Raw genomic sequence first — 10,090 nt, 5'->3', positions numbered from 1 at the left:
CCCCCCCCCCCCCCCCCCCCCCCCCCCCCCCCCCCCCCCCCCCCCCCCCCCCCCCCCCCCCCCCCCCCCCCCCGCGCGGGGGGGGGGGGGGGGGGTGGGGTGGGCCCCGGGGGGGGGCCCCCCCCCCCCCCCCCCCCCACCCCGGGCGGGGCACGGCCTAACATCTGGTGCGTGCGTTTCGTGCTTGCTTCCGCCTCGCCCGCTCGGCTTTCCGTGCTGCGCTCCGCCGGGATCGAACCGCTGGTGCGGGTTTCCGGCGTCGACGAGGACGCGGTGACCGCAGCACTGCCCGACCCGAGCCCGGTTCAGCTGGTCACGGCGTTGGCGCAGGCCAAGGCCGAAGCCGTGGTCGCCGACATCGCGGCAGCGGAACCGGACGCCGTGATCGTCGGGTGCGACTCGATGCTGCTGATGGCGCACGGGGAGATCGTCGGCAAGCCGGGCACCCGGGAGGCCGCCGCGAAGCGGTGGGCGCAGAACGCTGGCAGCACCGGGGAGCTGCTGACCGGACATGCCGTCGTCCGGCTGCGGGACGGCGAGATCAGCGCGCGCGCCCAGGGCCATCTCAGCACCACCGTGCGCTTCGGAGAACCGACCGAGGCCGAGCTCGACGCGTACCTGGCCACCGGCGAACCGTTGCAGGTAGCGGGTGGCTTCACGCTCGAAGGCTTCGGCGGTTGGTTCATCGAGGGCGTCGACGGAGATCCCTCCAGCGTGCTCGGGATCAGCCTGCCACTGACCCGCAAGCTGCTCGCCGAGGTCGGCGTCAGCGTGGTGACGTTGTGGAGCCCGCCGATCGCGCAGTGATGCCGAATCCGCGCATTCGAGTGAATGCGAACACAATTCAGTTACCCCTGGATTGGTTGTACCGCGCATGTGGTTACAAATGTTCGCGATGGGAACCCTCCGACGGCTGTACTTGACCGCGCGCCTGCACGTCGATCTGCGACGGCAGGCCAGCTCGGTCTGTCTGTGATCGGGCGCTCGGCGCCGCTGTAGCGGTCCTTCCGGCAGTTGCCACCGCTGCGGAGAACGCGTCTGGGAGCACTTCGCAATCACGAACCCACTTCGCGACTTCGGGAGATCCCTGTGTCCACTTCCGCTGGGCGTTCGCGCCTGCGCTTCAACCCCAAGCTCTTCGCCGTGGCGGTGATCGCCTCGCTCGTGCTGGGCGCGCTGCTCGGCTGGATCGCCAAGCAGACCGGTGCCGAGTGGCTGGTCACCACCCTGGACACCATCGGCTCGACGTTCACGAAGCTGCTCACCTTCACCGTGCTGCCGCTGATCTTCACGGCGATCGTGGTGGGCATCAACAGCCTGCGCGGCGTCGGCGGCGGCCGGACCGCGGCCCGGCTCGGCGGCAAGACCGCCCTGTGGTTCGCGATCACCTCGCTGATCGCGGTGGTGATCGGGCTGCTCATCGGCGGGTTGTTCCAGCCCGGTCGCGGCCTGGTCATCGAACCCGACCCGGCGAAGCTGGAAGCCATCGGCGAGCGGACGCACGGCTCCTGGCTGGACCTGATCAACGGCTTGGTGCCGAGCAACCTGATCAGCGCCTTCGCCGACGGCGAGACCCTGCAGGTGGTGTTCGTCGCGCTGATCATCGGCGCGGCCACCTACAGCCTGGGCGACAAGGCCGCCCCGTTCGTCAACTTCAACAAGGCCGCCTTCGAGGTCATCCAACGGGTGCTGGGTTGGATCATCCGGCTCGCCCCGCTGGGCACGCTCGGCCTGATCGGCAACGCGGTCGCCACCTACGGCAACGAGTTCTTCGTGCCGCTGTTGAAGCTGATCGGCTCGACCTACGTGGCCTGCGCGCTGGTGCTCTTCGGGGTGTACCCGCTGCTGCTGGCGTTCGTGGCGAAGGTCAGCCCGGTCCGGTTCTTCGCCAAGTCCTGGAACGTGCTGCAGTTCGCGTTCGTGTCCCGCTCCTCCGGTGCGAGCCTGCCGATGACCCGACAGACCGCGCAGGACCTCGGCGTCCCGGCCTCGTACGCGAACTTCGCGGTGCCGCTGGCCACCACCACCAAGATGGACGGTTGCGCGGCCATCTACCCGGCCGTCGGGTCGATGTTCATCGCGAACCTCTTCGGCATCCAGCTCGGCCCGGTGCAGTACCTGACGATCATCGCGGTCGCGGTCTTCGGCTCGATCGCCACGGCCGGGGTCACCGGCTGGTTCACCATGCTGACGCTGACCGTCGGCGCGCTGGGCTTCCCGCCCGAGGTGGTGGCCACCGGCATCGCCATCGCCTACGCGGTGGACCCGGTCATGGACATGGTGCGCACCGCCACCAACGTCGCGGGTCAGATCGTCGTCCCGGTCGTGGTGGCCCGCAGCGAGGGCCTGCTCGACGACGACGTCCTGGCCAAGCCGAGCACCCCGCTGCTCGACGACAGCTCGTTGGCCAAGGTCTGACCCTGCCACGCGGTTTCGCGGGAGTTCGGCGTTCACCTGGATGAACGCTGGATTCCCGCGAAATCGGCGCATCGTTCGTATCGGCTTTCAGCGGTCCGCTCGGGGGTCGGCCGACCGTAGGATGGCGGTGTGGACAACGGTCGACGGGGCAAGGATCTCCGAATCGGCGATCCCGAACGGGAACGCGCGATGCGACTGCTCGGCGAGCACTTCTCCGCCGGGCGCCTCGAAGTCCACGAATACGACGAGCGCTGCCAGCAGGCGGCCGTCGCCCGGTTCAGCTCGGAACTGGACGCGCTGTTCGACGACCTGCCCGCGCCCCGGCCGAACAATCCACCGGTCGTCCCGGCCGCCGCGGCGGCCCGTTCGGTCCCGACGTCCGGAAAGGTCGTGCTGGCGATCTGCGCGGCGGCGCTGCTCGTCTTCCTGATCGTGGTCGCGCGGCAGCTGGGGCTGGTGCTGTTGGTCCCCCTGGTTGCCCTCATCTGGTTCACCTGGCGACGCTGACCGCTGCCTACCACGGTTGGTGACCACGTTTCGTTACGGTGAAGTCATGCACAGCTCGCGGATCACCGAGGCCCGACGGCTGAGCGTGTTGTTCACCGCTGGCACGCTCACCCTCACCGGGTGCGGTCTGTGGCAGTCGGAGCCGACGTCGGACACCGCAGCACCGCCACCCCCGCCACCGCCCACCACGAGTGCGCCGCCGCCGTTGCCGCCACGCCCATTCGAACTCGGCCTCGACGGCGTGGACCCGTGCACGCTGCTCACCCCCGACCAACGGGAACAGCTCGGCTTCGACCGCGAGCCGCTGCCCGACTCCGAAGCGGGCTTCGGCGACGCGGCGACCTGCAGCTACCGCAACACCACAGCGAAGGTGGGAGCCAGGTTGGCGTTGATCACCACCGAGGGCATGGGGGTGTGGACCGACGACACCGCGCAGGTGGAGGCATCTCCCGTGGTGATCGGTGGCTTCCCGGCACTGGTGATCAAGACGCCGGGGCTGGACCTGTCCTGCAACGTCGCGGTGGACGTCGCCGAGGGCCAGCACCTCGACGTGCTCTACCGCGACGACGGCGGCCAACCGCCACCGCCGGTCGACCAGCTCTGCGCCGGGGCGCAACGGGTCGCCGAAGACGCCGTCGCGACCCTGGCCGCGCCGGAGACCTCGTCGGCGGAGACGTCCCACCCCAGCACCGAACCGCAGGACCAGGGCACGCCGTAACCACGGCGGGTTCAGCACCGCCGATTTCACGCAGCGCAACGACGCTTCGTCACCCTGTGGCGATACTCACCGCGTATGGAGCACTCCCCAGCGTCACGATTGGTGACTACAGTGTTCGACGGACGTTTGGCAGCTTGAGCGCTCGGGTGCCCCGCAACGTCGGGTGCCCGCGGACTTCCGGCGCGGCCCCGGCACATCCGGGCGCTCAGGCACAAGGGCCTGCACCCACGAACTGGGCCCTTACCTGTGGGAGGGGAAAACGTGCCGCTCACCGATCCGTGGGGCGAAAGCTCGACCGCGGCCCTGCCCGGAATGTCCGGTGGCTCGGTGCAGGTCGAGCCCGCCGCCATTCCGAGGCTGGTCAACGCTTTGCAGGAATCGCTGGACGCGGTCGGCCTGCAGATCGAGCACGCCATCACCGAATTGCGCATCCGGCCCTGGGCCGGTGATCCGGTCAGCGCCGACGCGGCCGAGGAGTTCAACCAACGCTCCCTCGGCGGCGGCGAGGACGCGCTCACCGCCCTGTGCGGCTACCGCGATCAACTGCAGGCGGCTGCGGAGTCGCTGGAACTCGCCAACCGGCAGTACGAACGGATCGACGGCGACAGCGCCGCGGGCCTCGGCGGAGGCTGCTGATTCCGATGAGCGATCACCGTTGGCAGGGATACCGCCACCCCGAACTGTTCGCGCAGATCCACGAAGGCCCCGGACCGGACGGCTCGACCGACAGCATCCGGCGCTGGAACGAACTCACCCGCGCGCTCGGTGAGATCGACGCCGGACTGGCTTCCGCGGTGTCGTCGGCGATGGCCGGTTGGCAGGGCAAGGCCGCGGACAGCGCGCGCGACGGGTTGCGACCGCTGGGCAACTGGGCGGCGCAAGCCCAGCAGGCCACCACCGTGATGCGGGAAAGGGCCGAGCAGCAGGCGGAGTTCATCAGCAAGGCCCGCCGCGACATGCCACCGCCGGTGCAGGTGACCACGGAGGAACCCGGCACCGCGGAAACGGTGCTCACCCACCTCTTCGGCGGCCAGACCGACTACGAGTTGCAGGAAGCCAAGCAGCACGCGGCCGAGCAGCGGGCGTTCGACGTGATGCGCACGTACGAGGCGTCGACGCAGGCCAACACCACATCGCTGGCGTCGTTCACCCCGCCGCCGCAGGTGGTCGTCGACGCTCCGGTCATCGGCGGTTCGGGTGCGTCCGCGGGCCAGCACAACGTGACCATCAGCTGGGGTGCCACATCCGCACCCGCAGCAAGGGTTTCAACGCCCGCGACGCTCCCGACGCGGGCCACCGAGCGCCGTCCGGGTCGGCCGGGCGGGACCAACCCAGCTCGCGGTGGTTCGGCGGGCAAGCGGACCCGGCGGGACCGCGACGACGCGGTGGACCGGAAGGTGACCGAGGAGGTCGGCCGACCGGGCGGGTTCTTCGACGAGCCGCAGACCCTCTCCCGTCCGGTGATCGGCGGCGAGCCGGGACAATGACGGCCACCGGCTCCAGTCGGCAGCTCAACCTGTCGGCGCTGGAATTCGACGTGCTCGTCGAGCATCTCGGACTGGACGCCATGCCGCTGGTGCTCAAGGTCCCGTCGCCGGGACGCACCCACACCGAACGCGCCAAGCTGGCGGCATCGGCGTGGCGGTCGCTGACGGCCCGCGATCTCGGCCGCCCCACCAGCCTCGACCCGGAGCTGGAGTGGATGCTGCGGCTGCTGGCCCGGCCGGGCAGCGAGGTCGACGGGCGAATCTGGTTGCAGCGCAGCGTTCGGGTGCTCGCAGCTGCTGAAACCGGGTCCGAGCACGCGGTGTTGGTCGTCAAGGATCGGGACACCCTGACCCTGCGAACGGCTGCGGCGAGCGGACTGCCACGCGAAGCGGTCTCGGTGCTGCCGCCGCTACCGCCCGGCCCAGGCCGTTCGGTGTCGGTGCGCAGCAGCGATCTCGACGGCGCCGCCAATGAGGCCGGGGACAACACCGAGCAGCTGAACAGCGCGTTGCAGCGCCGCGGAATTCGCGCGGACGACGCCGAGGCGCTGACGAGCATGGTCGCCGGGGTGGCGGCGAGCGGGCAGTTCGGCACGGCGGCGCGGGACTGGTCCGGTCGCCGCGTCCGAGCCGATCACGTGGTCGGATTCTTCGACACGGCGCACGGCCGATATGCCCAGCTGCGGCGGGAATCGCCCTCCGGCGACGTGTGGAGCACCATCGCACCGGCCGACACCCGACGCCTGATCGGACACGTCGAAGAACTGCTCACCTCGGTCACAGCGGAGTCGTGACGGCGAAAACCACCTGAACCGAACCGCACCCCGTTGCACCACAGGTGAACCATCACCCGACTGGGGTCGTGAGCGCGAAACCGGGTTGTAGCACGGTTGCGCACTCACGACCTTTACACCACGGGTTCGATCAGCCGGTCCCGCGCTTCCGGCGCCGCCGAGCGCTTCGCGTCGGCTGCCTGGTCGTCCGGCTGCGTCTGCGAATCCCGCTCCGCGTCGACGCGCTTGGTGTAGACCTCGATCTCGCGGGACACCTGTGCGTCGTCCCAGCCCAGCACCCCGGCCATCAGCCGCGCGACCGGTTCGGCGCAGTCCACGCCGCGGTGCGGGTATTCGATGGAGATCCGGGTGCGCCGGGTGAGCACGTCCTCCAGGTGCAGGGCGCCCTCGTGGCTGCACGCGTAAACCACTTCGGCCTGCAGGTAGTTCGGTGCCGCCGGAATCGGTTTGAGCAGTTCGGGTCGGTCGTCGCCGAGGGCGAGCACGTCGTGGATCTCCGAGCCGTAGCGGTCCAGCAGGTGCCGGATCCGGTACGGGTGCAGGCCGTGTGCGGCGGCCAGTTGATCGGCCTGGTTGACCAGCGCGTGGTAACCATCGGCGCCGAGCAGCGGAACCCGGTCGGTGATCGACGACGCCATTCGTCCGGCGATGTCCGGCGCGACGGCGTCCACGGCGTCGGCTGCCATGACGCGGTACGTCGTGTACTTGCCGCCAGCGATCGCCACCAGTCCCGGCGCGACCCGCGCGACCGCATGTTCGCGGGAGAGCTTCGAGGTTTCTTCGCTCTCCCCGGCCAACAACGGCCGCAGCCCGGCGTACACACCTTCGATGTCGTCTTGGGTCAGCGGTGTGGCGAGCACCGAGTTGACGTGTTTCAGCAGGTAGTCGATGTCCGCCTTGGTCGCCGCCGGATGCGCCAGGTCGAGGTGCCAGTCGGTGTCGGTGGTGCCGACAATCCAGTGGTTGCCCCACGGGATGACGAACAGCACCGACTTCTCGGTGCGCAGGATCATCCCGGACTCGGCGACGATGCGGTCGCGGGGCACCACGATGTGCACGCCCTTGCTGGCCCGGACCCGGAATCGACCGCGGCCGCCGGAAAGCTTCTGCAGTTCGTCGGTCCACACCCCGGTCGCGTTGATCACGGCCTGCGCGCGGATCTCGGTCTCCTCGCCGGTCTCCACGTCCCGCACCCGAACCCCGGCGATCCGGTCGGCTTCCCGCAGGAAACCGGTGACCTGGGCGGACGTCATGATCACAGCCCCGTAGCGCGCGGCGGTGCGGGCCACCGTCATGGTGTGCCGGGCGTCGTCGGACTGCGCGTCGTAGTAGCGGATGCCGCCGATCATCGAGTTGCGCTTCAACGCTGGCACCATCCGCAGCGCACCAGCGCGGGTGAGGTGCTTCTGCCCCGGCACCGAGCGAGCGCCGCCCATAGTGTCGTAGAGGAACAGACCCGCTGCGGTGTAAGGGCGTTCCCAGAACCGGTGGGTCAGCGGGTACAGGAACGGAACCGGCTTCACCAGGTGCGGTGCGAGCCGGGTGAGCATCAGTTCGCGTTCCCGGAGTGCCTCGCGGACCAGGGAGAACTCCAGTTGTTCGAGGTAGCGCAGTCCGCCGTGGAACAGCTTGCTGGACCGGCTGGACGTGCCAGCGGCCAGGTCGCGGGCCTCCACCAACGCCACCCGCAGGCCGCGGGTGGCCGCGTCCAGAGCCGCTCCGGCACCGGTCACGCCGCCGCCGATCACCACGACATCGAATTCGTCCGAACCGATCCGCCGCCAGTTCTCCGCTCGTTCGGTGGGCCCCAGCATGCCCTTCAGTCGGCTCTCGGTTTCGGTTTTGTCCTTGGACACCAGGCGTCCTCCTCACTCGAATCGCGTTCCACCGCTGACCACCTCGCCGACGCGGAACCGGACTCGGCGCCAGTCCGTCCTGCGGTGGTCATCATGCACGACCAGCACCGTCCGTGCTCGGCACCGCACTGCGGGTATTTTCCGCCTGTTCGACCCGTGCGCCGCGATCGCGGAGCACTTCGACGTCGGCCTGCGCGGTTTGCGAATCCACGATCACCACGTCGAAGTCCTCGACCGCGGCCACCACGTGCAGCGCGCGTCGACGGAACTTGGTGTGGTCGACGTAGAGCACCCGACGCCGCGCCGAAGCCAGCATGGCCTTCTTGATCTGCACCATTTCCTGCTGGGGATAGCAGCAAATCCCGTCGGTCACCGCGGAGACCGACATGATCGCCAGGTCGACGCGCAGGTTCCGCAACGCGTCCAACGCCATCCCGCCGACGAACGCGTCGGCCCAGGAAAGGTAGTCGCCACCCACGCAGATCAGGCTGATGCCGGGCGCCGCCGCGAGTTCGCCGAATACGCCGCGATAGTTGGTGACCACGGTCAACGGCGCGCGTTCCGGCAGCAGTCGGGCCAAGTACACCCCGGTCGTCGAGTCGTCGAGCACGAGTGCCTGCCCCGGTTCGACCAACTCCGCCGCGGCGCGGGCGATTTCTTCCTTCTCCACCTCGTTCTGCTGCAACCGGTATTCCGACGCGGCCTCGTAGAGCAGTGACGACGCCGCCGAGACATAGCCGCGGTTGCGGTGCACCAGACCTTGCGACTCCAGGTCGGCGAGATCCCGGTACACGGTCATCGCGCTGGCGCCAACGGTCTCGACGAGGTCGTCGATCCGCAGGGTGCCCTCCGCCATGACCAGCTCGGTGATCTTGCGCCGCCGGTCCTGCTGCTTGCCCGACGGGCGTCGACCGGACATCGCCGTCCTCCCCAATCCCCGCTCGTCGCGGCGCAGATCACCAGATAAGTCGATAAAAACATCATCGGAGAGGTCTTGCAATGCTTGTTTTCACAAGCTTAGTGTGACCGCGATGCGCAACGAAGCCTGGGGCACGGCCCCCGCACGGGCCGGGCGGACCGGGCCCAAGCCACACCGGCGACCGGAGTCGCGGCCCGTCCCGATCCGCACGGCTACTACCAGCCGAGATGCCCGGTTAGAACTCGCGCGGATCGGGTGTGACGTGGGTGGTCGTCAGGCAAGCGGCGTCAGCCGCTTCCGACACCCTCGCAGCTGGCACCGCCGCGGGTTCTCAGATGTTTTCTCGCGAGGACAGCCCCGACGCCGTGTATTGGACATACATGAGTCGGGGATCCCGGAGTCGAGAAAGCCTCTGAGGTTCCGCTACCCGCACCGCCACGCAAACCAACCCGCGCACCCTCTCTTAGGCGGTACAGACCAACGGGTTGCCTACGAGTGGCGGCAGGCATGGACACGTGTTGCCATGCGGCAGTACCGTCCCGATTCACTCCATGTCGGACAGTCAACAGAATCCCGCCAATGCCAACGGCGGCATGATGAGGGGAACGCGGTATGACCAGTCTTGGCGAGATCTTCCTCTGGGAGTTGATGGGGACGGCAATGCTCACCCTGCTGGGTTGCGGGGTTGTGGCGAACGTGACCCTGCGCAAGAGCCTCGGTCACAACGGCGGTTGGCTGCTCATCAACTTCGGTTGGGGCTTCGCGGTTTTCGCCGGTGCGAGCGTCGCCGCCCCGTCCAACGCGCACATCAACCCAGCAGTGACGCTCGGCCTCGCGGTCAACGGCCAGACCCCGTGGTCGGAAGTCCCCGTCTACATCATCGCGCAGATCATCGGTGGCACCTTGGGCGGCTTGCTGTGCTGGGCCGCCTACAAGTTGCAGTTCGACACCCACGACAAACCGGCCGACACGCGCGGCATCTTCTGCACCGGTCCGACGGTGCCCAACGCCCCGTGGAACCTGGTCACCGAGATCATCGGCACGTTCGTGCTGGTCCTCTGGATCATCCTCAGCCCGCAGGCGGGCGTCGGGGAAACGCCCGGCGTGCCCGATTTCGGCAACGCCGCGCTCGGCTACGCCGCGGTCAGCTTCATCGTGATCGGGATCGGCAACTCGCTCGGCGGTCCGACCGGGTACGCCATCAACCCGGCACGTGACCTCGGGCCGCGCATCGCCTACGCGATCCTGCCGATCCGCGGCAAGGGTTCGGCGGAATGGGGCTATTCGTGGGTTCCCATCGCCGGTCCGATCATCGGCGGCATGCTGGCGGGCCTGGTGGCGCTGGCTCTGCCCGTCGGCAGCTGACCCGTTGGCTCCACATAGGAAGGTGA

The 10,090-nt window shown here is 69.0% G+C and carries 11 protein-coding genes; 9 read left to right on the top strand and 2 right to left on the bottom strand.

Annotated features, from left to right (window positions below):
* The first annotated feature begins 171 nt into the window (after positions 1-171).
* From MOQ72_RS16865 to MOQ72_RS16835, 8 genes are all read left to right on the top strand, one after another.
* Positions 172-807, top strand: a complete 636-nt coding sequence (locus tag MOQ72_RS16865) for a Maf family protein (RefSeq protein WP_242184633.1) — start codon at positions 172-174, stop codon at positions 805-807.
* 67 nt (positions 808-874) lie between these two features.
* The gene (locus tag MOQ72_RS45575) at positions 875-976 is read left to right on the top strand and encodes a putative leader peptide (RefSeq protein WP_372495415.1); all 102 of its coding nucleotides are present in this window, start codon (positions 875-877) and stop codon (positions 974-976) included.
* Between the two features lie 113 nt (positions 977-1,089).
* Positions 1,090-2,418, top strand: a complete 1,329-nt coding sequence (locus tag MOQ72_RS16860) for a dicarboxylate/amino acid:cation symporter (protein WP_242184616.1) — start codon at positions 1,090-1,092, stop codon at positions 2,416-2,418.
* Between the two features lie 129 nt (positions 2,419-2,547).
* Positions 2,548-2,925, top strand: a complete 378-nt coding sequence (locus MOQ72_RS16855; protein WP_242184615.1) for a DUF1707 SHOCT-like domain-containing protein — start codon at positions 2,548-2,550, stop codon at positions 2,923-2,925.
* A 46-nt stretch (positions 2,926-2,971) separates the two neighbouring features.
* Positions 2,972-3,643: a DUF3558 domain-containing protein gene (locus tag MOQ72_RS16850; RefSeq protein ID WP_242184614.1), complete on the top strand. Its 672-nt coding sequence runs from the start codon at positions 2,972-2,974 to the stop codon at positions 3,641-3,643.
* 261 nt (positions 3,644-3,904) lie between these two features.
* Positions 3,905-4,279, top strand: a complete 375-nt coding sequence (locus tag MOQ72_RS16845) for a hypothetical protein (RefSeq protein WP_242184613.1) — start codon at positions 3,905-3,907, stop codon at positions 4,277-4,279.
* A gap of 5 nt (positions 4,280-4,284) precedes the next feature.
* Positions 4,285-5,130: a PPE domain-containing protein gene (locus MOQ72_RS16840; RefSeq protein ID WP_242184612.1), complete on the top strand. Its 846-nt coding sequence runs from the start codon at positions 4,285-4,287 to the stop codon at positions 5,128-5,130.
* Positions 5,127-5,924 carry an ESX secretion-associated protein EspG gene (locus MOQ72_RS16835; protein WP_242184611.1) on the top strand — a complete coding sequence of 266 codons (798 nt, stop codon included), beginning with the start codon at positions 5,127-5,129 and terminating at the stop codon, positions 5,922-5,924. The genes MOQ72_RS16840 and MOQ72_RS16835 overlap by 4 nt, the downstream gene beginning before the upstream one ends.
* Positions 5,925-6,037: 113 nt before the next feature.
* Here MOQ72_RS16835 and glpD read toward each other — a convergent pair whose 3' ends face one another.
* On the bottom strand, positions 6,038-7,738 hold the full coding sequence (glpD, locus tag MOQ72_RS16830; protein ID WP_242184641.1) for a glycerol-3-phosphate dehydrogenase: 1,701 nt from the start codon (positions 7,736-7,738) through the stop codon (positions 6,038-6,040).
* Positions 7,739-7,871: 133 nt separating this feature from the next.
* Positions 7,872-8,699, bottom strand: a complete 828-nt coding sequence (locus MOQ72_RS16825; protein WP_242184609.1) for a DeoR/GlpR family DNA-binding transcription regulator — start codon at positions 8,697-8,699, stop codon at positions 7,872-7,874.
* A 612-nt stretch (positions 8,700-9,311) separates the two neighbouring features.
* Here MOQ72_RS16825 and MOQ72_RS16820 point away from each other — a divergent pair.
* On the top strand, positions 9,312-10,064 hold the full coding sequence (locus tag MOQ72_RS16820) for an MIP/aquaporin family protein (RefSeq protein WP_242184608.1): 753 nt from the start codon (positions 9,312-9,314) through the stop codon (positions 10,062-10,064).
* Positions 10,065-10,090 lie beyond the last annotated feature (26 nt).

This window comes from Saccharopolyspora soli (assembly GCF_022678645.1).
GTDB classification, from domain to species: Bacteria; Actinomycetota; Actinomycetes; order Mycobacteriales; family Pseudonocardiaceae; genus Saccharopolyspora; species Saccharopolyspora soli.
The sequence above is the reverse complement of the archived record's forward strand: the minus strand, read 5'-3'. Positions and strand labels throughout refer to the sequence as shown.